Below are 22,849 nucleotides of genomic sequence, written 5' to 3'. Positions count from 1 at the left end.
GGCAAGGCGCGCAAAATGGCGGTTATCTTAAAGCAAAACGGCGGCCATTGGCCGCCGTTTAGTGCATCTGTCGCGATTTAGACCGCTGGTAGAGTCTCGGCCTCGGCTGCCGGTTTTGGCAGAGAGGACAAGAACGCCATGATCAGCGCCGCCAGGTATGGCAACGATTGCACCAGCAACATGGTCACCCAGAAACGCATGTCGTTGCTCGGCATGCCGTTCACCAGGTATATCCCCAGCGCCGCGCCCCACAACAGCAGCATGATGAACACTTCTTCGCGAGCTTCCGAAATCGCCACCCAGAAGCCGTGATTATCGGCGTTCTTCGGTGTACGGAAAAACGGAATGCTGCTGGTGAAGAAGCCGTACAACACCGCTTTGGCGATGGTGTGCGACAACGCCAACCCTGCCAGTGCCGCGCAGAATGCGTCCTTGAGGTTGACCCCGACCGCACGACGGTAGAGGAAGATGATCTTGCCAACCTTGAACACGAACAGCGCCAGCGGCGGGATCGCGAAAATCAACAACGGCGGATCGACCCGCTGCGGCACGATGATCATCGCCGCCGACCACAACAAGGCGCCCACGGTGAAGAAGATGTTCATGCCGTCCGCCACCCACGGCAACCAGCCCGCGAGGAAGTGGTAACGCTGGCCACGGGTCAGCTCGGTACCCTTGCCGCGCAACAGGCTGGTGGTGTGACGCTTGATGATCTGAATCGCGCCATAGGCCCAGCGGAAGCGCTGTTTCTTGAAGTCGATAAAGGTATCGGGCATCAGGCCTTTGCCGTAGCTGGTGTGGTAATACGCCGCCGACAGACCCTTTTCGAACACGCGCAGACCCAACTCGGCGTCTTCACAGATGCACCAGTCAGCCCAGCCGAGCTCCTCGAGCACCGAGCGCCGGGTCATGGTCATGGTGCCGTGCTGGATGATTGCGTCACGGTCGTTACGGGTAACCATGCCGATGTGGAAGAAGCCTTTGTATTCGGCGTAGCAGAGCTTCTTGAAAGTGCTTTCGTTCTGGTCGCGGTAATCCTGTGGCGACTGCACCACGGCGATTTTCGGATCGGCGAAGTGCGGCACCATGTGCTTGAGCCAGTTCGGGTCGACGCAGTAGTCCGAGTCGATCACCGCAATCACTTCGGCATCCTTGGCAGTATGCGGAATCAGGTAATTCAGCGCGCCACCCTTGAAACCGGCCAACGGTGCGACGTGGAAGAACTTGAAGCGCGGGCCGAGGGTTTCGCAGTAGGCCTGCACCGGTTCCCAGACCGCCGGGTCCTTGGTGTTGTTGTCGATGATCAAGACTTCAAAGTCCGGATAATCGAGGTTGGCCAGCGCATTGAGGGTCTGTTTGACCATCTCCGGCGGCTCGTTGTAGCAAGGGACGTGAATCGAGACTTTCGGTCGGTAGTCCGAATCGCCCACCACCGGCAGGAATTCACGCCGGCGCTTGTGGGTCCAGACCGCTTCGGCCAGTTCGTGGGCCTCGGTCAGCAGCACGATAAACACACCGAGTGCACCGAGGGCAAGGAGGAATCCCACCGTCAGGCTGAACCAGGTGCTGTATTGCAGGCTGTAGTCGTAACCGATCCACACCAGCACCGAACCGCAAAGGAACGCGATGAAGGTCAGGAAGGTACGGCCGCGTTGACGCAGGGCCGAACCGTCGATCATCAGCAAGGTCAGGGAGAGCAGGGCCAACACCACCGAACCGACAGCGAGCACGCGCCATTGCGGAATAGCGACGACCGGGCCGTCGAAGTTGAATTTCTGCTGACGAGCGGCGTTGAACACGCCCCAATAGGCGCCTACCGAGCCTTCGTCGCTGGCTTTCCAGGGTTGGTCAAACGCTTCGATCACGAAGTAGTTGAAACCCTGGCGGTTGAGCTTGTTGACCAGTGTGCGCAGGTAAATCGCCTGGTCTGCCGGCGACGCATCGGCACCGCCGCGCATGCGACCGTTGCTTGGCCAGCCGACTTCCGACAGCAGCAGCGGCTTTTTCGGGAACATCTTTTTCAGGTCGCGGGCGCGGTCGAGTACGAACTGGCCGGACTGCTCCATCGGAACATGTTCCCAGTACGGCAGGACGTGGGCAGCGATCAGGTCGACGTGCTTGGCCAGGCTCGGGTTTTCTTCCCATACGTGCCATTGCTCGGAGGTCGTCACCGGCACTTTGACGGCCGCGCGGACGCGATCAAGGATCACGCTCAATTGTTCGGCGTTGATTTCCTTGCGAAAGATCGCCTCGTTGCCCACCACCACGCGAACCACGCTGCGGGAGGTATTGGCCAGGTCGATGGCGCGCAGGATTTCACGCTCGTTGCGCGCAAGATCCGGGCTGATCCAGATACCCAGCGTCACGCGCAAACCGAACTCTTCGGCAAGCTTGGGAATATCGCCCAGCGTGCCGTCGACCGAGTAAGTACGGATGTTGTCCGTCAGCTTGCTCATGATCTCCAGATCGCGACGCATTTCATCGTCGGTCGGATACTGTTCTTTTTGTGGGTACTGGCCTTGCTGGAACGGCGAGTACGAAAAGCCGGAGATCTGTTCAGGCCAGTTCGGGGCGGTGACCGGGCGATTGATCAGCGCCCAGAAGCCGGTAAACAAGGCAGCGATGGCGAGCACCACGACCAGGTTGAGTCCAAATTTACGCGATGACATAGCTATTTCAGGTTCCAGGGGCTGCAGAACGAAGGAACGGTCGGCGGCTGGTTGCCAAGAGGCCGGGGGCGCGCATCCTACACCGTGCTTTCACTTACCGTACAGCAGGCAGGGAAAAGCTTGACGTTGGGCAATCCGGTTTCATTAAAGTTCTTTCACTTTGTCGCGTGTAACTTAGAACTTGTCGCTGTGTAGCCCTTATAATGCGCGCCGGTTTTTGGGGTAATGGTCATGAGTACAGAAGATCCGCGGTTTGCAGGCATCGCCCGTTTGTATGGCATCGACGGCCTGGAGCGCCTGCGCGCGGCCCACGTGGCGATCGTCGGCGTTGGTGGCGTCGGTTCCTGGGCGGCGGAAGCTGTTGCCCGTTGTGGCGTGGGCGAGATTTCGCTGTTTGACCTGGACGACGTCTGTGTCAGCAACGCCAACCGTCAACTGCATGCGCTGGACAGCACCGTCGGCAAACCCAAGGTCGAAGTGATGGCCGAGCGCCTGCGCGGGATCAACCCGGACTGCACGGTGCACGCCGTGGCGGATTTCGTCACCCGCGAGACCATGGCCGAATACATCACGTCGAACATCGACTGCGTGATCGACTGCATCGACAGCGTGAATGCCAAGGCTGCGCTGATCGCCTGGTGCAAGCGCCGCAAGATCCAGATCATCACCACCGGCGGCGCGGGCGGGCAGATTGATCCGACACTGATTCAGGTCTGCGACTTGAACCGGACATTCAATGATCCATTGGCCTCGAAAGTGCGCTCCACATTGCGCCGCGACTACAACTTCTCCCGTACCGTTACTCGCCATTATAGTGTGCCGTGCGTGTTTTCGACCGAACAACTGCGTTACCCGAAACCGGATGGCAGCATTTGCTTGCAGAAGAGTTTTGTCGGTGACGGTGTGAAGCTTGACTGCGCGGGAGGGTTTGGTGCGGTGATGATGGTGACGGCGACGTTTGGCATGGTCGCGGCGACCAAGGCTGTGGATAAGATAGTTGCTGGAGTGCGGCGGCCGGCGGATCGCATTAAACCTGCCTGACCTGATCGTTCCCACGCGGAGCTTGGGAACGATCAGTGCGCCAGCTCTCGCATCCGCTGCAGCACGGCATTGAGGCCGTTACTGCGCGACGGCGACAGCTGCCGCGACAAGCCCAGCTGATTAAACCACTCCGGCAAATCCACCTGCTGCAATTCGACAGCCGACAACCCGTTAACCCGCGCCAGCAACAACGCCACCAACCCGCGAATCAACCGCGCATCACTGCTCGCGGCAAACAGCCAGTGGCCATCCTGTAACTCGCCCACCAGCCACACTTGGCTTTCACAGCCATGTACACGGTTGGCGTCGACCTTATCCACATCGCTCAACACCGGCAGGCGATCGCCCCATTGCATCAGCAGACGCGCCCGCTGTTCCCAGCCAGCGGCATTCTGAAAAGTGTCCAGTGCCGTAGCGGCATCGGCGGGCAAGCTCATCGCAGCAACTCCAACGCCTGATCCAGCGCTTCAAAGAATCGCTCAAGGTCTTCGGAGTCGTTGTACAGCGCCAACGACACCCGAATCGCCCCGGCCAGCTCAAAACGCTTGAGCAACGGCATGGCGCAATGATGACCGGCGCGCACCGCGATCCCCTGTTCCGTCAGCAGGTGCGCCAAATCAGAGTTATGCACATCCTCGACGACAAAACTGGCCAGCGCCAGCTGCGGCTTGCCCAGCAAGCGAATGCCGTTGCGCGCTTCAAGGCCTTTGAGCAAATAGTCATGCAGCGCTGCTTCATGGGCAGTCACGGCGTCCTGATTGAGCCCTGCCAGATAATCCAGGGTCGCGCCCAGACCGATCACACTGGCGATCGGCGGCGTTCCCGCCTCGAACCCCAGTGGCGCTGGGCGAAAGCGAGCGCTGTGGTAATCCGCGTCCAGCACCATTTCACCGCCGAGTTGCCAATGACGCAGTTGCTTAAGCGCTTCGTTGCGACCGAACAATACGCCAAGACCCTCGGGGCCGTAGAGCTTGTGGCTGGAAAACACATAGAAGTCGCAGCCCAGCGCCTGCACGTCATGCCGACCATGGACCACGCCTTGAGCGCCATCGACCACGGTCAGCGCGTTGTGCACTTGGGCCATCGCCAACAGCGCGGGCAACGGCTGCCAGGCACCGAGGACGTTGGACAGCTGGCTGACAGCCAGCAAACGGGTTTGCGAACCAATCAACTGCGCCGCGGCATCAAGGTCGATCAAACCGTCGGCATCCAGCGGCAGGATCACCAGTTTCAGCTCGCAACGGAGGGCAAGCTGCTGCCACGGCAACAGATTGGCGTGATGCTCCAGGGCGCTGATGACAATTTCATCGCCCGGATTGAAAAGATGTTCCAGGCCATAAGCCAGGAGGTTCAGCGCAGACGTTGTGCCATGGGTAAAGATGATCTGCCCGCAATCGCCGGCATTGAGCCAATGGGCGACTTTGCTGCGGCTGGCCTCGAACGCCTGGGTGGCGTGGGCGCCGGGCAAATGTTGCGCCCGATGCACGTTGGCCGCGCCGTTGGCGTAGTAATGCGCCAGGGCATCCAGCAGGGCTTGAGGTTTTTGCGTAGTGGCGGCGTTGTCCAGATACGTCTGGTCTTGCCGTTGCAATGCGGCGATGGCCGGAAAATCGGCGCGCCAGGGGGAGGGAATCATCATGTTGTTCGGCCCTGGTAAACATGGGCGGATCTACGCCAGACCTGTGTAGGAGCGAAGCTTGCTCGCGAAGCTTTTGGCGCTAGTGATGACGCCTTCGCGAGCAAGCTTCGCTCCTACAGGTCAGGTGATTGTTTGACGCTCTGCTTAGTTGTGAGCGTGCAGCGCTTCGTTCAGTTCGATGGCCGACTTGTGGGTTTTGCATTCCACGGCACCGGTCTCCGAATTGCGGCGGAACAACAGGTCAGGTTGACCGGCCAGTTCACGGGCCTTCACGACTTTGACCAGTTTGTTGTGCTCGTCCAGCAGCGCCACTTTGGTACCAGCGGTCACGTACAGGCCCGATTCAACGGTGTTGCGATCGCCCAACGGAATACCGATACCGGCGTTGGCACCGATCAGGCAGCCTTCGCCGACCTTGATCACGATGTTGCCGCCGCCCGACAGGGTGCCCATGGTTGAGCAACCGCCGCCCAGGTCCGAACCCTTGCCGACGAATACGCCAGCGGAAACGCGGCCTTCGATCATGCCCGGGCCTTCGGTACCGGCGTTGAAGTTGACGAAACCTTCGTGCATCACGGTGGTGCCTTCGCCGACGTAAGCGCCCAGACGAATACGTGCCGCGTCAGCGATACGCACGCCGGCCGGAACCACGTAGTCGGTCATTTTCGGGAACTTGTCCACCGAGAACACTTCCAGCAACTCGCCACGCAGACGGGCTTCCAGTTGATGTTCGGCCAGTTCGGCCAGGTCGATCGCGCCCTGGCTGGTCCACGCCACGTTCGGCAGCAGAGGGAACACGCCGGCCAGGTTCAGGCCATGCGGCTTGACCAGGCGATGCGACAGCAGGTGCAGCTTCAGGTAAGCCTCTGGGGTAGAGGTCAACTGAGCGTCTTCGGCCAGAAGGGTCGCGACCAGCGGCTTGTGGCTCTCGGCCAGACGGGTCAGCAAGGCAGCCTGGGCAGCGTCGACGCTTTTCAGGGCCTCAGCCAGTTGCGAGGCCTGAGCGGTAGTGAACGCGATGGCCTGATTGCCTTCGGTGTAGCCCAGAACAGGCGCGATGGCAGCGACCAGTTCGGCCGACGGGTTGAGCAGTGGCTGCGCGTAAAACACTTCCAGCCATGCACCTTGACGGTTTTGAGTGCCGACACCAAAGGCCAGGCTGAACAGGGTAGTAGACATGTTGATACCTCTAACAAAATGGAACGGGCTGCCTTACTTGAGCGCTGCCGCGTAGATATCTGGCTTGAAGCCAATCAGGGTTCGGTCACCGAGATCAAGCACCGGGCGCTTGATCATCGAGGGTTGTGCGAGCATCAGTTCGATGGCTTTCGGCTGGTCGAGATCGGCTTTGCGTTCGTCGTCGAGCTTGCGAAAGGTCGTGCCTGCACGGTTCAACACCACTTGCCAGCTGTGCTCGTCGCACCATTGGGTCAGGTGTTCACGGTCGATTCCGACCGTTTTGTAATCATGAAAGTCATAGCTGACAGCGTGCTCATCGAGCCAGGTGCGCGCCTTTTTCATGGTGTCGCAGGCTTTGATGCCGAAAAGGTGCAACGTTTTGCTTGAAACGGTCAAGGAATTGCCCCCTTTGCAGGTGCTGGAAATTAAAGGTGACGGATTATGCCATGACCGGACGGTTTCGCGTCGGTCGTGGTCGGGTTTGTCTTTTTGACTTAGCCATCCGCTGTTCCATGCGACATCGGGGCAGCAGTCAGCCTTCAGTCTAAGCGGCGAATATGGCACTTCAATGGGGGCAACGATTCGACCCAAACACGAGCGTTGGCGTTTCGATGGATTTGCTGGAGCGGCGTTTGCGTTTGAAGGCGCTGCGGGCGCAGCGCCTGGAGTTTATATAGGCGCGAGGCTGTTACTTGCGGCGTTGTACGAAGTTGCGAATTCGCTCGGCGGCTTCCACACATTCGGCCAGCGGCGCGACCAGTGCCATGCGCACGCGTCCGGCGCCCGGATTGAAGCCATCAACTTCACGAGACAGATAAGAACCCGGCACCACGGTCACGTGTTCTTCCACAAACAGATCACGGCAGAACGCCTCATCGTCGTCGTCAACGTTTGGCCACAGGTAGAAACCGCCGTCCGGACGTTGTACGTCCATCACTGGGCCAAGGATTTCCAGCACCGCATCGTATTTCTCGCGATACAGCGCACGGTTGGCGCGCACGTGCACTTCGTCATTCCACGCGGCAACACTGGCCAGTTGGGTCTGAACCGGCATCGCGCAGCCGTGGTAGGTGCGATACAGCAGGAAGCCTTTGAGAATGTCCGCATCACCGGCCACAAAGCCCGAACGCAGGCCCGGCAGGTTGGAGCGCTTGGACAGGCTGTGGAACACCACGCAACGCTTGAAGTCTTTGCGGCCCAGTTCCACGCAGGCGCTGAGCAAGCCGGCCGGCGGGGTTTGTTCGTCGAAGTACAGTTCGCTGTAGCACTCGTCGGCGGCGATCACGAAGTCGTATTCGTCGGCCAGGGCGATCAGCTTCTTCAGGGTTTCAATCGGGATCAAGGCGCCGGTCGGATTGCCCGGCGAGCACAGGAACAGGATCTGGCAGCGTTTCCAGATGTCTGGCGAAACCGCATCGAAATCCGGGTTGAAGCCGTTTTCGTCCAGGCACGGCAGGTAATGCGGCTTGGCCCCGGCAAGGAATGCCGCGCCTTCGTAGATCTGATAGAACGGGTTCGGGCTGACCACCAGGGCGTCGTCGCCACGGTTGACCACGGTCTGGGTGAAGGCGAACAGCGCTTCACGGGTACCGTTGACCGGCAGCACATTGCGCGCCGGGTCGAGCCAGCCCTTCGGAACGCTGAAACGACGTTCGCACCACGCAGCGATGGCTTCACGCAGGACCGGGATGCCGAGGGTGGTCGGGTACACGGCCATCTGATCCAGATTGCTGGCCAGGGCTTCGGCGACAAAGCTTGGCGAACGGTGTTTCGGCTCGCCGATGGACAGTGCGATGGCACGTTTGTCCGGGTTTGGCGTGACGCTGCCGAGCAAGGCGCGGAGTTTCTCGAACGGGTAGGGCTGCAATTGGGTCAGAGCGTTGTTCATCGGTACGGGGTCTCGTTCAAAGCGGCTGAATCCTGGCGCGCGGCTAGATGCTGATGTGCGACAGTTTGATATCGGGTTCGTGGCTGACGCTGAGCTGTTTGACGATCGCATCCTGCAAGCGGCTGCACAGCAGCGGGTCGGACAGCGGCTGATTGTTCGCGTCGGTAATAAAGAACACGTCTTCCACGCGTTCGCCGAGGGTCGCGATCTTGGCGTTTTGCAGCGACAAGTCGAACTCCAGGAAGATCGTGCCGATGCGCGCCAACAGGCCGGGGCGATCCGGGGCGCTGAGCTCCAGCACCGTCACCTGGCGCTGGGCGTCGTTGTGGATCGTCACCTGTGGCGCAAACGCGAAATGCTTGAGCTGACGCGGCACCCGACGCTGGATGATCGTCGGGTAATCGTCCGGGTTTCGCAGGGCTTCGGTCAGGCCTTCGCGGATTTGCTTGACCCGTGCCGGGTTGTCGCCAATCGAGTCGCCGTCGGTGTCGAGCACGATGTAGGTGTCGAGGGTGAACTGGCTGCTGGAGGTAATGACCCGGGCGTCGTGAATGTTCAGGTTGAGCTGGTCCATCGCGGCCACGGTCACGGCGAAGAAGTCGTGCTGGTCCGGTGCATAGATGAAGATCTGTGTGCCGCCTTCGAATTCGCGCTGGGTGGTTTCCTTGATCAGCACCAGTGGCCCGCCGTCGGCCGGCTGCTGGAGGATCGCGTCACTGTGCCAGGCCACGTCGCCGGCGGTGTGGCGCAGGAAGTAGTCATCGCCCAATTGCGCCCACAGCTGCTCGACGTCGTCCGGGTCGGTACCGCCGCGCACCAGAATGTCCAGTGCGGCGCTCTGGGTCTGGCGAATCTGCTCTTCGCGGTCCACCGGGTTTTCCAGGCCACGGCGCAAGGCACGCTTGGTCTCGGTGTAGAGCTGGCGCAATAGGCTGGCGCGCCAGGAGTTCCACAGCGTCGGGTTGGTGGCGTTGATGTCGGCGACGGTCAGCACGTACAGATAATCGAGGTGGGTTTCGTCGCCGACGATCTGCGCGAAATCGTGGATGACCTGCGGGTCGGACAAGTCCTTGCGCTGGGCAGTGGTCGACATCACCAAATGGTTCTGCACCAGCCAGACGATCAGGCGGCTGTCCCACACCGGCAACTGATGGCGCTGGCAAAAGGCTTCGGCATCCACTGCACCGATTTCCGAGTGATCGCCATGCCGGCCCTTGCCGATGTCGTGGTACAGGCCGGCCAGGTAGATCAGCTCGGGTTTGGGCAGTTTGCCCATGAGCTTGCTGGCCAGCGGGAATTTTTCCGACACTTGGGTGTACTGTAATTTACGCAGATGTTTGATCAGGTTCAGGGTGTGAGCGTCGACCGTATAGATGTGAAACAGATCGTGCTGCATCTGCCCGACAATAAAGCCGAACTCCGGCAAGTAGCGCCCGAGGATGCCGTAACGATTCATCCGTCGCAGGTTGCGGTGGATACCGATCTTGCACTTGAATAGCTCGATAAACAGGCTGGTATTGCGGATGTCGTTGCGGAAATCGTCATCGATCAGGTGGCGATTTTCTCGCAGCAGGCGAATGGTATCGGCGCGCACACCTTTGATTTCCGGCTGCTGAGCCATCAGTACGAAGATTTCCAGCATGGCGAACGGTGTGCGGCGGAACACATTGTCGTTCCGTGCCTCGATGTAACCGTCGTGCAGCTGGAATCGCGAGTTGATCGGCTGCGGCGGCGCTTCGTCCTCCGGCGCGAGGATGACTTCCTCGAAATGCTGGATGATCAGGTCGCTGAGCTGGGCAATGCTCATGACCACCCGGTAATACTGCTGCATGAAGTTTTCGATGGCTTGCTTGGCGTCATCGCCTTTGAAACCCAGCAGCCCGGCAATGGTGCGCTGGTGATCAAACAGCAAGCGGTCTTCGGAACGGCCGGCGAGCATGTGCAGGGCGTAACGAACCTTCCACAGGAATTCCTGGGAGGAGGCCAGCAGGGCGTTTTCGCTCTCGACCAGGAAACCTTCGCCGGCCAGGGCCCGCAGGTTCAGGGTGCCGTACTCACGACGGGCCACCCACAGAATCGTCTGAATATCCCGTAGGCCGCCAGGCGAGCCTTTGACGTTGGGTTCCAGGTTGTATTCGGTGTCGTTGTACTTATGGTGACGAGCCTTCTGCTCGGCGCGTTTGGCCAGGAAGAAGTCCTTGCTCGGCCACATGTGCGCGGTGCTGGTGACGTCGAGCATACGTTGGCGCAGGCGCTCGGGGCCGCAGATGGTGCGGCTTTCCATCAGGTTAGTGACTACCGTCAGGTCGGCGCGGGCCTCCTGGACGCATTCGTCCACCGAGCGAACGCTCTGACCTACTTCAAGGCCGATGTCCCACAACAGCGTCAGAAAACGCTCGATGGAATCACGGAAAACTTCGTGATCGGCGCTGTCCAGCAGGATCAGCAAATCGATATCGGAATAAGGGTGCAGCTCACCGCGACCGTAGCCGCCGACCGCGACCAGCGCGATGTCGGCTTCGGAACTCAAGCTGAACTGCTCCCAGGCCTTTTGCAGGATGTTATCGACGAACCAGGCGCGATCCTCGATCAACCGGCGAATGTCGCGGCCGCTGCGAAAGCGCTCGTCGAGCACCTCGCGGGCCTGGCGAATCGCCTTCTTGAAGGCCGCGATCGGGCTTGCCTTCAGGGCCAGTTCAGCCTGGAACTGGCCACGGTCGAAGAGTTCGGGATCCACCTGCGGCATCGATTGGCTTTCCTGTCTGTAAGGCTAAGGAGCTGCGCGCCCGGATCAGGCCGAAACGCGCGGGATGGTGTCGTCGGCGCGCAGGGTGAAGATCTCGTAACCGGTTTCGGTCACCAGCAGGGTATGTTCCCACTGTGCCGACAGCTTGCGGTCCTTGGTGATCGCGGTCCAGCCGTCGCCCAATACCTTGGTGTCGGCCTTGCCCTGGTTGATCATCGGCTCGATGGTGAACGTCATGCCGGCTTTCAGTTCCATGCCGGTGCCGGCGCGGCCGTAGTGCAGGATCTGCGGCTCTTCATGGAACACCTTGCCGATGCCGTGACCGCAGAATTCGCGAACCACGGAAAAACCGTTCTTTTCAGCGTGCTTCTGAATGACTTCACCGATGTCGCCCAAGCGGCAGCCGGGTTTGACGATTTCGATGGCCTTGTACATGCATTCCTGGGTGATCTGCGACAGGCGCTCGGCCCAGACCGGCACGGTGCCGACGTGGAACATGCGGCTGGTGTCGCCGTGGTAGCCGTCCTTGATGACGGTGACGTCGATGTTCAGCGTATCGCCATCCTTCAATGGCTTCTCGTTCGGAATACCGTGGCAGACCACGTGATTGATCGAGGTGCAGATCGACTTCGGGAAGCCCTTGTAGTTGAGCGGGGCAGGGATGGCTTTCTGCTCGTTGACGATGTAGTCGTGGCAGAGGCGGTCCAGTTCTTCAGTGGTGATGCCCGGCTTGACATGTTCGGCAATCATTTCCAGCACATCGGCGGCCAGTTTGCCGGCGATACGCATTTTTGCGATGTCCTCGGGGGTTTTGAGGGTGACGGTCATACAGGCTCTCTCTGCGCTCGATGGCGCTTTCTAAAACGAAATGGGCGTTTCGCGATCGATCTTCACGGCCCTGAAAAACGCGATTCTAACAGACGAGCAGCGCAAATCTGAGCCTCTGTGCATCGCTTCTCCTTATAGAATGGCGCATTCTTGGAGGATTCCAAGGGACGGAACCAAGGCGCGCGCCAGGATTTAACAATCCGGGTTCCGTTTTTTCCAGCCTTGTGATATAAAATGCGCCGCTTTCCGGGGATCCCCTGAAAAGCCTAAATCCACACACGTGTCGACACGATGACCTGGGTGCCTTCAGCTGATGCTGCTGGTTGGTCATTGGGATACGTGGAGGCCAAACCCGACTTATTAAGGAACTATCATGTCCCAAGTCAACATGCGCGATATGCTGAAGGCCGGTGTGCACTTCGGTCACCAGACCCGTTACTGGAACCCGAAAATGGGTAAATACATTTTCGGCGCGCGTAACAAGATCCACATCATCAACCTTGAAAAAACCCTGCCAATGTTCAACGAAGCTCTGACTTTCGTAGAGCGTCTGGCCCAGGGCAAAAACAAGATTCTGTTCGTCGGCACCAAGCGTTCCGCTGGCAAGATCGTTGCTGAAGAAGCAGCACGTTGCGGTTCGCCGTACGTCGATCACCGCTGGTTGGGCGGCATGCTGACCAACTTCAAAACCATCCGTGCTTCCATCAAGCGTCTGCGTGACCTTGAAGTGCAAGCCGAAGACGGTACTTTCGCCAAGCTGACCAAGAAAGAAGCGCTGATGCGCACTCGCGATCTTGAAAAGCTCGATCGTTCCCTGGGTGGTATCAAGGACATGGGCGGTCTGCCAGACGCACTGTTCGTTATCGACGTTGATCACGAGCGCATCGCGATCACCGAAGCCAACAAGCTGGGCATCCCGGTTATCGGCGTAGTCGATACCAACAGCAGCCCGGAAGGCGTTGACTACATCATCCCAGGCAACGATGACGCAATCCGCGCTATCCAGTTGTACATGGGTTCGATGGCTGACGCTGTAATCCGCGGTCGCAACCACGTTGCTGGCGGCACCGAGCAGTTCGTAGAAGAAGCTCCGGTAGCAGCCGCTGAGTAATTGACGCCTTGGCGTTAACTCAGTAAGCAAAAAGGGGGCTTGGCCCCCTTTTTGCCACCTCGAAAACCGTTTGTCGGCGGCGCAGTTACAGCTTTGTAACCTGCAGCAGCCAGCAAGGGTGGTTCGGGAAGAATTGATCGCCCGTTCGATCGGGTGGAATGGTTGAAAACCTATCCAAGAGGATTTTTGAAATGGCAGAGATTACTGCAGCGTTGGTCAAAGAACTGCGCGAGCGTACCGGCGAAGGCATGATGGACTGCAAGAAAGCCTTGACCAAGGCTGACGGCGACATCGAAAAAGCCATTGATGACATGCGTGCTTCGGGCGCCATCAAGGCTGCCAAGAAAGCTGGCAACGTTGCCGCTGAAGGCGCTATCGCTCTGAAGGAAGACGGTAAATCCGCCGTTCTGCTGGAAGTGAACTCGCAGACCGACTTCCTGGCTTTGCAGGATGACTTCAAGGCATTTGTCGCTTCCAGCGTTGAAAAAGCGTTCGCTGACAAACTGACTGACGTTGCTCCGCTGATCGCCGCTCAAGAAGCTGATCGCCTGGTTCTGGTCGGCAAGGTTGGCGAAAACGTCAATATCCGTCGCCTGGCTCGCGTTGAAGGTGATGTTGTTGGCGGTTACCTGCACGGCAACAAGATCGGTGTTGTGGTTGCCCTTAAAGGCGGCAGCGTTGAGCTGGCCAAAGACATCGCCATGCACGTAGCGGCGACCAACCCTGAATTCTTGCTGCCATCGGAAGTTTCCGCTGAAGCGGTCGAGCGTGAGAAGGGCGTGTTCCTGACCCTCAACGCTGACAAGATCGCCGGCAAGCCGGAAAACATCGTTGAAAACATGGTCAAAGGCCGTATCAGCAAGTTCCTGGCTGAAGCGAGCCTGGTTGAGCAGGCGTTCGTCAAGAACCCTGAAATCAAGGTCGGCGAACTGGCCAAGAAAGCCGGTGCTGAAATCGTTTCCTTCACCTACTTCAAAGTAGGCGATGGCATCGAGAAGCCGGTCGACAACTTCGCTGAAGAAGTTGCTGCCCAGCTGGCTGCCGCCAAGCAATAAGACGGTTTTTTTAACTGTCGCCCTGAAGAGGCTGCCCGCTCACGCGCGCAGCCTCTTTTCAGATGGGGCACCAATTTTTAATTGGTTTCCTTTTGGAACTGGCTTACAAAGCCATGTTCCGATGGCGCTGAAGCAGTGCCAGGCTAGAGTGAGCGCCAGCTGTAAACAGCTCGCAAAGAATTTTTAAAATACGCCGCAGGAGAGATTCGCAATGGCTCAGCAGGGCAGTGGTTATCAGGCTCGCTATAAACGCATTCTACTCAAGCTTAGCGGCGAGGCCCTGATGGGCTCGGAAGAGTTCGGGATCGATCCGAAAGTTCTGGATCGCATGGCGCTGGAAGTCGGTCAATTGGTCGGCATCGGTGTTCAGGTCGGTCTGGTGATCGGTGGCGGTAACTTGTTCCGCGGTGCTGCACTGAGTGCGGCCGGCATGGATCGGGTCACTGGCGACCACATGGGCATGCTGGCCACTGTGATGAACGCCCTGGCCATGCGCGATGCGCTGGAACGTGCCAATATCTCGGCCATCGTGATGTCGGCCATTTCCATGGTTGGTGTGACCGATCACTATGATCGCCGCAAAGCCATGCGCCACTTGAACGCCAAGGAAGTCGTGATTTTCGCGGCCGGTACTGGCAATCCGTTCTTCACCACGGATTCGGCAGCGTGTCTGCGTGCAATCGAAATCGATGCCGATGTCGTGCTCAAGGCGACCAAGGTCGATGGCGTCTACACCGCTGACCCATTCAAAGACCCGCATGCCGAGAAGTTTGATCATCTGACTTACGATGAAGTGCTGGATCGCAAGCTGGGCGTGATGGATCTGACCGCCATTTGCCTGTGCCGCGACCACAAGATGCCGTTGCGCGTATTTAACATGAACAAGCCCGGCGCCCTGCTGAACATCGTACATGGCGGCGCTGAAGGGACCCTGATCGAGGAAGGCCAACAATGATCAACGAAATCAAGAAAGACGCTCAAGAGCGTATGAAAAAATCCGTGGAGTCGCTGGCGCACAACTTCGGCCGTATTCGTACCGGCCAGGCGCACCCAAGCATTCTTGAAGGCGTGATGGTGCCGTATTACGGTTCCGACACTCCGATCAAGCAGGTCGCGAACATCACCGTCAAAGATGCTCGTACCCTGCAAGTCGTTGCCTTTGAGCGCAACATGCTGGGTGCCGTCGACAAAGCTATCGGTAGCGCGGGTCTGAACCTCAACCCGACCAACCTGGGTGAATTGTTGCTGATCTCCATGCCGGCCCTGACCGAAGAAACCCGCAAGGGCTTCACCAAGCAGGCTCGCGATGTCGCTGAAGATGCCCGTGTTGCGGTGCGCAACATCCGTCGTGATGCGAATAGCCAGCTCAAGGACCTGGTCAAGGAAAAAGAAATCAGCGAAGACGAAGAGCGCCGCGCCACTGGCGAAATCGATGATTTGACCAAAAAATTCGTGGCTGAAATCGACGCGAATTTGGCGCAGAAAGAAAAAGACCTGATGGCCGTATAAGGGTCGCGTTTTAATGGATAAGACCAAGCAGACTGCGCCGTTCGCGGTGCCGCGCCATGTCGCGATCATCATGGATGGTAATAATCGCTGGGCGAAAAAGCGCTTTATGCCGGGTGTCGCCGGTCATAAAGCGGGTGTGGATGCAGTTCGTGCGGTGATCGAGGTGTGTTTCGAGGCCAAGGTCGAAGTATTGACCCTGTTCGCCTTCTCCAGCGAGAACTGGCAGCGCCCGGCCGACGAGGTCAGTGCCTTGATGGATCTGTTCTTCAAGGCATTGCGCCGCGAAGCCAAGCGCCTGAACGAAAACAACATCAGTTTGCGCATCATTGGCGACCGTTCGCGCTTTCATCCAGAGCTTCAAGCTGCCATGCGTGAAGCTGAAGCAATGACGGCGGGCGCCAATCGCTTCGTTCTGCAGATCGCCGCCAACTACGGCGGTCAGTGGGACATCGCGCAGGCCGCACAGCGTCTGGCGCGGGAGGTTCAGGCCGGGCACCTGCGTCCGGAAGACATCACCCCGGAACTGTTGCAAACCTGTCTGTCGACCGGCGATCTGCCGTTGCCGGACTTGTGCATCCGTACCGGCGGCGAGCACCGCATCAGCAACTTCCTGCTGTGGCAACTGGCTTACGCCGAGTTGTACTTCTCCGACCTGTTCTGGCCGGACTTCAAACACGATGCCATGCGTAATGCGTTGGCCGATTTTGCTTCTCGCCAGCGCCGCTTCGGTAAAACGAGTGAGCAGGTCGAGGCTGGGGCCCGGGTTTAATGCTTAAACAACGAATCATCACCGCGCTGATCCTGTTACCGATTGCCCTGTGCGGGTTTTTCCTGCTCGAGGGCACCGGTTTTGCGCTGTTCATCGGACTGATCGTGACCCTCGGTGCATGGGAGTGGGCTCGCCTGGCGGGTTTCACTGAGCAGCCGCTCCGCGTTGCCTATGCGGCAGTGGTCGCGTTGATGCTGTTTTTCATGCATATCCTGCCAGGGCTCGCGCCTTGGGTGTTGGGCGCTTCAGTGCTTTGGTGGGGCGTTGCAACCTACCTGGTGCTGACTTATCCGCGCACCAGCGAACATTGGGCCAGCGCTGCCTGCAAGCTGGTGATCGGTCTGCTGATCCTGTTGCCGGCCTGGCAAGGTCTGATTCAGATCAAACAGGAACCGTTGGGTAACTGGCTGATCATGGCGGTGATGGTGTTGGTCTGGGGCGCTGATATCGGTGCCTACTTTTCCGGTCGGGCCTTTGGTAAACGCAAGTTGGCGCCGCAGGTCAGTCCCGGCAAAAGCTGGGAGGGCGTCTACGGCGGCCTGGCGCTGAGTCTGGTTATCACTGTCGTTGTCGGTCTGGTCCGCGACTGGACGGTGGCTCAGTTGTTTAAAGGTCTGATAGGGGCTGCCATCATTGTGTTCATCTCGGTGGTAGGTGATCTCACTGAAAGCATGTTCAAGCGTCAGTCCGGGATCAAGGACAGCAGCAATCTGCTGCCGGGTCACGGCGGCGTGCTGGACCGTATCGACAGTCTGACGGCAGCAATTCCGGTGTTTGCCGTGCTGCTGTGGATGGCGGCACCGTGAGCCGCCCACAGCAGATTACTGTTCTGGGGGCGACCGGCTCGATTGGTCTGAGCACTCTCGATGTCATCGCTCGTCATCCCGAGCGTTATCAGGTTTTCGCCTTGAGCGGTTTCACTCGTCTGAGCGAGCTGCTGGCGCTGTGCGTTCGCCATACGCCGCGATTTGCCGTGGTGCCTGAGGCGGGTGCTGCCCGAGGCTTGCAGGATGACCTTCGCGCCGCAGGTCTGCCGACTCGCGTGCTGGTGGGTGAGGAGGGGTTGTGTCAGGTTGCCTCCGATCCTGAGGTCGATGCGGTCATGGCCGCCATCGTTGGCGCAGCGGGCTTGCGACCGACTCTGGCGGCGGTCGAGGCCGGCAAGAAAATCCTCCTGGCCAACAAAGAAGCACTGGTGATGTCCGGTGCGCTGTTCATGCAGGCGGTGCGCAAGAGTGGTTCGGTGTTGCTGCCGATTGACAGCGAGCACAACGCAATTTTCCAGTGCATGCCACAGGATTTCGCTCGTGGGCTGGGTGCAGTCGGGGTCCGTCGGATTTTACTCACAGCCTCTGGCGGTCCGTTCCGACAGACACCTATGGCTGAACTGGTGCATGTTTCCCCTGAGCAAGCGTGTGCCCATCCGAATTGGTCCATGGGGCGCAAGATTTCGGTGGATTCGGCCAGCATGATGAACAAGGGGCTTGAGTTAATCGAAGCTTGCTGGCTGTTTGATGCCAAGCCGTCCCAGGTCGAAGTGGTCATTCACCCTCAAAGCGTGATTCATTCGCTGGTCGATTACATCGACGGTTCGGTATTGGCCCAGTTAGGTAACCCTGACATGCGCACGCCGATCGCCAACGCGCTGGCCTGGCCGGAGCGAATCGACTCGGGTGTTGCGCCGCTGGACCTGTTTGCAATTGCGCGGCTGGACTTCCAGGCGCCTGATGAAGAGCGATTCCCGTGTCTGCGCCTTGCGCGTCAGGCAGCCGAATCCGGCAATAGTGCGCCGGCCATGCTTAATGCGGCGAATGAAGTGGCTGTCGCGGCCTTTCTCGACGGGCGGGTTCGCTACCCGGAAATCGCGAGTATCATCGAAGAAGTCTTGAATCTTGAGCCTGTCGTTACGGTTGATGATCTCGAGGCAGTGTTCACGGCCGACGCGAAAGCGCGAGTTCTGGCCGAACAATGGTTGAGCCGTCACGGGCGGTAAGTGCTGCAATACGTTGACCCATGCGGCACTGGACAGGATTGCGGAGAAAGTAGATGAGCGCGCTCTATATGATTGTCGGCACCCTGGTGGCTTTGGGTGTGCTGGTCACCTTCCACGAATTCGGCCATTTTTGGGTCGCGCGTCGCTGTGGGGTCAAAGTGCTGCGTTTCTCCGTGGGCTTCGGTATGCCGTTGCTGCGCTGGCACGACAAGAAAGGCACTGAGTTCGTCGTCGCCGCGATCCCGTTGGGCGGTTACGTAAAAATGCTCGATGAGCGCGAAGGCGACGTGCCTGCCGATCAGCTTGATCAATCCTTTAATCGAAAAACCGTCCGTCAACGCATCGCTATCGTTGCTGCTGGCCCGATTGCCAACTTTTTATTGGCGATGATTTTTTTCTGGGTGCTCGCAATGCTCGGCAGCGAGCAAGTGCGCCCGATCATCGGTGCAGTCGAATCCGGCAGTATCGCCGCCAAGGCGGGTTTAAACCCGGGCCAGGAAATCATCGCCATCGATGGCGAGCCAACGTCCGGCTGGGCTGCGGTGAACCTGCAACTGGTCCGTCGTCTCGGGGAGAGCGGTTCCCTGCAGTTGCTGGTCCGTGATCAGGGTTCCTCGGCGGATTCGCCCCATGAGCTGGCGTTGGATAAATGGCTCAAGGGTGCCGATGAGCCGGACCCGATTCGCTCGCTGGGTATACGCCCTTGGCGTCCGGCGCTGCCACCGGTCCTCGCCGAACTTGACCCGAAAGGCCCGGCACAGGCTGCAGGCCTGAAGACCGGTGACCGACTGTTGGCTCTGGATGGCAAGGCGCTCGATGACTGGCAGCAGGTGGTGGACACGGTCCGTATGCGCCCTGATACCAAAATCATGCTGCGCGTCGAGCGTGATGGTGCTCAAATTGACGTCCCTGTGACGCTGGCCGCTCGCGGCGAGAAGAAAGCACCCAGTGGTTATCTGGGTGCTGGGGTGAAAGCAGTCGATTGGCCGCCAGAGATGATTCGCGAAGTCAGTTACGGTCCTGTGGCCGCGATCGGGGAGGGTGCTCGACGCACCTGGACCATGAGCGTACTGACCCTCGATTCGCTCAAGAAAATGTTGTTCGGTGAGCTCTCGGTAAAAAACTTGAGTGGACCGATAACCATTGCTAAAGTGGCGGGCGCTTCTGCCCAGTCGGGTGTCGCTGATTTCCTGAATTTCCTTGCTTATCTGAGTATTAGCTTGGGGGTTCTGAATTTGTTGCCCATTCCTGTATTGGATGGGGGACATTTGTTGTTTTATCTGATCGAGTGGGCGCGTGGTCGCCCCTTGTCGGATCGGGTGCAGGGTTGGGGGATACAGATCGGTATCAGTTTGGTGGTCGGGGTGATGTTGCTTGCTCTGGTCAATGATCTGGGTCGACTGTAACGCTTCGCTGAATTGCGAATCTGCCGCATTTTGCGGCAGTTTGTTTATTGCCAGTTGGAATAAGAAAGGACTTCATGAAACGTCTGCTGCTAACTGCGGTTCTCACCGTATTGATGATCGCCGAAGTTCACGCCGAGTCCTTCACTATCTCTGATATTCGCGTCAATGGCCTCCAGCGGGTCTCCGCGGGTAGCGTCTTTGGTGCTTTGCCGTTGAACGTCGGTGAACAGGCGGATGATCGTCGCCTGGTGGAATCCACTCGTGCGTTGTTCAAAACCGGTTTCTTTCAAGATATCCAGCTGGGCCGAGATGGCAACGTCCTGGTCATCACGGTAGTCGAGCGCCCGTCGGTCGCCAGTATCGAGATCGAGGGTAACAAGGCGATCTCCACTGAAGACCTGATGAAAGGCCTCAAACAATCCGGTCTGGCCGAAGGCGAGATCTTCCAGCGCGCCACCCTCGAAGGTGTGCGTAACGAACTGCAGCGCCAGTACGTCGCTCAGGGTCGCTACTCGGCCACCGTCGACACCGAAGTGGTGCCGCAGCCGCGTAACCGCGTTGCGCTGAAGGTCAATATCAACGAAGGCACGGTTGCTGCCATCCAGCACATCAACGTGGTGGGTAACACCGTCTTCCCTGATGAAGACCTGATCGACCTGTTCGAACTCAAGACCACCAACTGGCTGTCGTTCTTCAAGAACGATGACAAGTACGCTCGTGAAAAACTTTCCGGTGACCTGGAGCGTCTGCGCTCCTATTACCTGGACCGTGGCTATATCAACATGGATATCGCTTCGACCCAGGTGTCCATCACCCCGGACAAGAAGCACGTATACATCACGGTCAACGTCAATGAAGGCGAGAAGTACACCGTCCGTGACGTCAAGCTGAGCGGCGACCTGAAAGTCCCTGAAGACCAGGTCAAGTCTCTGCTGCTGGTTCAGAAAGGCCAGGTGTTCTCGCGCAAGCTGATGACCACCACTTCCGAGCTGATCACTCGCCGTCTGGGTAACGAGGGTTACACCTTCGCCAACGTCAATGGCGTGCCTCAGCCTCACGATGAAGACCACACGGTCGATATCACTTTCGCCGTTGACCCAGGCAAGCGTGCTTACGTGAACCGCATCAACTTCCGTGGCAACACCAAGTCCGAAGACGAAGTGCTGCGCCGTGAAATGCGTCAGATGGAGGGCGGCTGGGCTTCGACTTACCTGATCGACCAATCCAAAACTCGTCTCGAGCGTCTGGGCTTCTTCAAGGAAGTCAACGTCGAAACCCCAGCTGTACCGGGTGTTGATGACCAGGTTGATGTGAACTACAGCGTTGAAGAACAGGCCTCCGGCTCGATTACCGCCAGCGTCGGTTTTGCCCAGAGCGCCGGTCTGATCCTCGGTGGTTCGATCACTCAGAACAACTTCCTGGGTACGGGTAACAAGGTCAGCATCGGCTTGACCCGCAGTGAATACCAGAGCCGCTATAACTTCGGTTATGTCGACCCCTACTGGACTGCTGACGGTGTGAGCCTGGGTTACAACGCCTTCTACCGCACCACCGACTACGACGAACTCGATGCCGACCTCACCAGCTATGCCGTAGACAGCCTGGGTGCGGGTGTGAGTGTTGGCTACCCGATCAGCGAGACTTCGCGTCTGACCTTTGGCCTGAATGCACAACAGGACGAGATCAAGACCGGTCAGTACACCGTTGACGAGATTTTCGACTTCGTTAACAAGGAAGGCGACAAATACCTGAACTTCAAGGCTTCGGCCGGCTGGTCCGAGTCAACACTGAACAAAGGCGTATTGGCGACCCGTGGTCATTCCCAGAGCCTGACTCTGGAAACCACCACGCCAGGCAGTGACCTGTCGTTCTTCAAACTTGATTACCGTGGCCAGTTGTTCCAGCCATTGTCTGAAAACTACACCATGCGCCTGCACACCGAGCTGGGCTACGGCGATGGTTATGGTTCTACCGATGGCTTGCCGTTCTATGAAAACTACTATGCTGGTGGTTTCAACTCGGTTCGTGGCTTCAAGGACAGCACCCTCGGTCCTCGCAGTACCCCAAGTCGCGGTGCAGCTGTGACGGGTAACACCGGTACGCTCGCTGACCCGGACCAGGACCCGCTGCCGTTTGGTGGTAACGTTCTGATCCAGGGTGGTGTCGAAGTGTTGTTCCCGCTGCCATTCGTCAAGGATCAGCGTTCGCTGCGTACTTCGGTATTCTGGGATGTGGGTAACGTATTCGATTCCAAGTGCGAAAAAACCACGAACGCGAATGTCGGTTCAACCGCTCAAACAGCGTGCAACGACATCAGCCTGAGCAACGTGGCCAGCTCCGTCGGTGTAGGCGTGACCTGGGTTACCGCACTGGGTCCTCTGAGTTTCGCGTTGGCCATGCCGATCAAGGAACCGGATGACGCTGAAACTCAAGTGTTCCAATTCTCCCTCGGCCAGACGTTCTAAGCGTCTGACCCAAGATAACGACAATGGATTTTGTAGGAGTGCATCGTGCGTAAGTTGACTCAATTGGTTCTCCTGGCGACCGTACTGGTAGCAGGTCCGGCTTTTGCCGACATGAAAATCGCCGTTCTGAACTATCAGATGGCTCTGCTGGAGTCCGACGCGGCCAAGAAATACGCTGTGGATGCCGAGAAGAAGTTCGGCCCTCAGCTGACCAAACTCAAGACTCTGGAAAGCAGTGCCAAAGGCATCCAGGACCGTCTGATGGCCGGCGGCGACAAGATGCAGCAAGGCGAGCGTGAACGCCTGGAACTCGAGTTCAAGCAAAAGGCCCGTGACTTCCAGTTCCAGTCCAAGGAACTGAACGAAGCCAAAGCCGTTGCCGACCGTGAAATGCTGAAGCAGCTCAAGCCGAAACTGGACAGCGCTGTGGAAGAAGTCATCAAGAAAGGTGCTTTTGACCTGGTCTTCGAGCGTGGCGCAGTGATTGATGTCAAACCTCAGTACGACATCACTCGCCAGGTTATCGAGCGCATGAATCAGCTGAAGTAACC

The 22,849-nt window shown here is 58.4% G+C and carries 19 protein-coding genes; 11 read left to right on the top strand and 8 right to left on the bottom strand.

Annotated elements, in window-relative coordinates; genetic code table 11:
* Positions 1-77: 77 nt before the first annotated feature.
* Positions 78-2,669: a glycosyltransferase gene (locus ACYZT7_RS26080; protein WP_462038767.1), complete on the bottom strand. Its 2,592-nt coding sequence runs from the start codon at positions 2,667-2,669 to the stop codon at positions 78-80.
* A gap of 231 nt (positions 2,670-2,900) precedes the next feature.
* Between ACYZT7_RS26080 and tcdA the strand changes: the two genes are divergently transcribed.
* Complete coding sequence (gene tcdA / locus ACYZT7_RS26075; RefSeq protein WP_462038766.1) at positions 2,901-3,710, top strand: tRNA cyclic N6-threonylcarbamoyladenosine(37) synthase TcdA; 810 nt, start codon at positions 2,901-2,903, stop codon at positions 3,708-3,710.
* Between the two features lie 32 nt (positions 3,711-3,742).
* Here tcdA and ACYZT7_RS26070 read toward each other — a convergent pair whose 3' ends face one another.
* From ACYZT7_RS26070 to map, 7 genes are all read right to left on the bottom strand, one after another.
* Positions 3,743-4,147, bottom strand: coding sequence for a SufE family protein (locus tag ACYZT7_RS26070; protein WP_462038765.1), 405 nt, complete (start codon positions 4,145-4,147; stop codon positions 3,743-3,745).
* Complete coding sequence (locus tag ACYZT7_RS26065) at positions 4,144-5,349, bottom strand: aminotransferase class V-fold PLP-dependent enzyme (RefSeq protein ID WP_462038764.1); 1,206 nt, start codon at positions 5,347-5,349, stop codon at positions 4,144-4,146. Before ACYZT7_RS26065 ends, ACYZT7_RS26070 begins: the two co-directional genes overlap by 4 nt.
* A 144-nt stretch (positions 5,350-5,493) precedes the next feature.
* Positions 5,494-6,528: a 2,3,4,5-tetrahydropyridine-2,6-dicarboxylate N-succinyltransferase gene (gene dapD / locus ACYZT7_RS26060; RefSeq protein WP_462038763.1), complete on the bottom strand. Its 1,035-nt coding sequence runs from the start codon at positions 6,526-6,528 to the stop codon at positions 5,494-5,496.
* Positions 6,529-6,561: 33 nt separating this feature from the next.
* The gene (locus ACYZT7_RS26055) at positions 6,562-6,924 is read right to left on the bottom strand and encodes an ArsC family reductase (RefSeq protein WP_462038762.1); all 363 of its coding nucleotides are present in this window, start codon (positions 6,922-6,924) and stop codon (positions 6,562-6,564) included.
* Between the two features lie 292 nt (positions 6,925-7,216).
* Positions 7,217-8,416, bottom strand: a complete 1,200-nt coding sequence (dapC, locus tag ACYZT7_RS26050; RefSeq protein WP_462038761.1) for a succinyldiaminopimelate transaminase — start codon at positions 8,414-8,416, stop codon at positions 7,217-7,219.
* A gap of 43 nt (positions 8,417-8,459) precedes the next feature.
* Positions 8,460-11,162, bottom strand: coding sequence for a [protein-PII] uridylyltransferase (locus ACYZT7_RS26045; protein ID WP_462038760.1), 2,703 nt, complete (start codon positions 11,160-11,162; stop codon positions 8,460-8,462).
* A gap of 45 nt (positions 11,163-11,207) precedes the next feature.
* The gene (gene map, locus ACYZT7_RS26040; RefSeq protein WP_462038759.1) at positions 11,208-11,990 is read right to left on the bottom strand and encodes a type I methionyl aminopeptidase; all 783 of its coding nucleotides are present in this window, start codon (positions 11,988-11,990) and stop codon (positions 11,208-11,210) included.
* A gap of 373 nt (positions 11,991-12,363) precedes the next feature.
* Between map and rpsB the strand changes: the two genes are divergently transcribed.
* From rpsB to ACYZT7_RS25990, 10 genes are all read left to right on the top strand, one after another.
* Positions 12,364-13,101 (top strand): 30S ribosomal protein S2, encoded by a 738-nt coding sequence (gene rpsB, locus ACYZT7_RS26035; protein WP_003219330.1) that lies wholly within the window; start codon positions 12,364-12,366, stop codon positions 13,099-13,101.
* 191 nt (positions 13,102-13,292) lie between these two features.
* Entirely contained in the window at positions 13,293-14,156 is an 864-nt protein-coding gene (gene tsf, locus ACYZT7_RS26030) for a translation elongation factor Ts (protein WP_462038758.1), read from the top strand.
* 211 nt (positions 14,157-14,367) lie between these two features.
* Entirely contained in the window at positions 14,368-15,111 is a 744-nt protein-coding gene (gene pyrH, locus ACYZT7_RS26025; protein ID WP_003172271.1) for a UMP kinase, read from the top strand.
* Positions 15,108-15,665 carry a ribosome recycling factor gene (gene frr, locus ACYZT7_RS26020; protein ID WP_462002529.1) on the top strand — a complete coding sequence of 186 codons (558 nt, stop codon included), beginning with the start codon at positions 15,108-15,110 and terminating at the stop codon, positions 15,663-15,665. Before pyrH ends, frr begins: the two co-directional genes overlap by 4 nt.
* 13 nt (positions 15,666-15,678) lie before the next feature.
* Entirely contained in the window at positions 15,679-16,434 is a 756-nt protein-coding gene (gene uppS / locus ACYZT7_RS26015; protein ID WP_462038757.1) for a polyprenyl diphosphate synthase, read from the top strand.
* Positions 16,434-17,240, top strand: coding sequence for a phosphatidate cytidylyltransferase (locus ACYZT7_RS26010; protein ID WP_462038756.1), 807 nt, complete (start codon positions 16,434-16,436; stop codon positions 17,238-17,240). The genes uppS and ACYZT7_RS26010 overlap by 1 nt, the downstream gene beginning before the upstream one ends.
* Entirely contained in the window at positions 17,237-18,427 is a 1,191-nt protein-coding gene (gene ispC, locus ACYZT7_RS26005) for a 1-deoxy-D-xylulose-5-phosphate reductoisomerase (protein WP_462038755.1), read from the top strand. The genes ACYZT7_RS26010 and ispC overlap by 4 nt, the downstream gene beginning before the upstream one ends.
* A gap of 53 nt (positions 18,428-18,480) precedes the next feature.
* Positions 18,481-19,833 (top strand): sigma E protease regulator RseP, encoded by a 1,353-nt coding sequence (rseP, locus tag ACYZT7_RS26000; RefSeq protein WP_462038754.1) that lies wholly within the window; start codon positions 18,481-18,483, stop codon positions 19,831-19,833.
* 74 nt (positions 19,834-19,907) lie between these two features.
* Positions 19,908-22,298: an outer membrane protein assembly factor BamA gene (gene bamA / locus ACYZT7_RS25995; protein WP_462038753.1), complete on the top strand. Its 2,391-nt coding sequence runs from the start codon at positions 19,908-19,910 to the stop codon at positions 22,296-22,298.
* Between the two features lie 45 nt (positions 22,299-22,343).
* A complete protein-coding gene (locus tag ACYZT7_RS25990; RefSeq protein ID WP_008028980.1) occupies positions 22,344-22,847 on the top strand; it encodes an OmpH/Skp family outer membrane protein in 504 nt (167 codons plus the stop codon).
* The last annotated feature ends 2 nt before the right edge of the window (positions 22,848-22,849 follow it).

The sequence above is a fragment of the Pseudomonas sp. RT4P38 genome, from assembly GCF_054897765.1.
The sequence above is the reverse complement of the archived record's forward strand: the minus strand, read 5'-3'. Positions and strand labels throughout refer to the sequence as shown.

What these genes read in the sequence shown, in the direction of transcription:
- ACYZT7_RS26080 (WP_462038767.1), bottom strand. Translation starts at nt 2,669, where the DNA reads ATGTCATCGCGTAAATTTGGACTCAACCTGGTCGTGGTGCTCGCCATC.
- tcdA (WP_462038766.1), top strand. Translation starts at nt 2,901, where the DNA reads ATGAGTACAGAAGATCCGCGGTTTGCAGGCATCGCCCGTTTGTATGGC.
- ACYZT7_RS26070 (WP_462038765.1), bottom strand. Translation starts at nt 4,147, where the DNA reads ATGAGCTTGCCCGCCGATGCCGCTACGGCACTGGACACTTTTCAGAAT.
- ACYZT7_RS26065 (WP_462038764.1), bottom strand. Translation starts at nt 5,349, where the DNA reads ATGATGATTCCCTCCCCCTGGCGCGCCGATTTTCCGGCCATCGCCGCA.
- dapD (WP_462038763.1), bottom strand. Translation starts at nt 6,528, where the DNA reads ATGTCTACTACCCTGTTCAGCCTGGCCTTTGGTGTCGGCACTCAAAAC.
- dapC (WP_462038761.1), bottom strand. Translation starts at nt 8,416, where the DNA reads ATGAACAACGCTCTGACCCAATTGCAGCCCTACCCGTTCGAGAAACTC.
- ACYZT7_RS26045 (WP_462038760.1), bottom strand. Translation starts at nt 11,162, where the DNA reads ATGCCGCAGGTGGATCCCGAACTCTTCGACCGTGGCCAGTTCCAGGCT.
- map (WP_462038759.1), bottom strand. Translation starts at nt 11,990, where the DNA reads ATGACCGTCACCCTCAAAACCCCCGAGGACATCGCAAAAATGCGTATC.
- rpsB (WP_003219330.1), top strand. Translation starts at nt 12,364, where the DNA reads ATGTCCCAAGTCAACATGCGCGATATGCTGAAGGCCGGTGTGCACTTC.
- tsf (WP_462038758.1), top strand. Translation starts at nt 13,293, where the DNA reads ATGGCAGAGATTACTGCAGCGTTGGTCAAAGAACTGCGCGAGCGTACC.
- pyrH (WP_003172271.1), top strand. Translation starts at nt 14,368, where the DNA reads ATGGCTCAGCAGGGCAGTGGTTATCAGGCTCGCTATAAACGCATTCTA.
- frr (WP_462002529.1), top strand. Translation starts at nt 15,108, where the DNA reads ATGATCAACGAAATCAAGAAAGACGCTCAAGAGCGTATGAAAAAATCC.
- uppS (WP_462038757.1), top strand. Translation starts at nt 15,679, where the DNA reads ATGGATAAGACCAAGCAGACTGCGCCGTTCGCGGTGCCGCGCCATGTC.
- ACYZT7_RS26010 (WP_462038756.1), top strand. Translation starts at nt 16,434, where the DNA reads ATGCTTAAACAACGAATCATCACCGCGCTGATCCTGTTACCGATTGCC.
- rseP (WP_462038754.1), top strand. Translation starts at nt 18,481, where the DNA reads ATGAGCGCGCTCTATATGATTGTCGGCACCCTGGTGGCTTTGGGTGTG.
- bamA (WP_462038753.1), top strand. Translation starts at nt 19,908, where the DNA reads ATGAAACGTCTGCTGCTAACTGCGGTTCTCACCGTATTGATGATCGCC.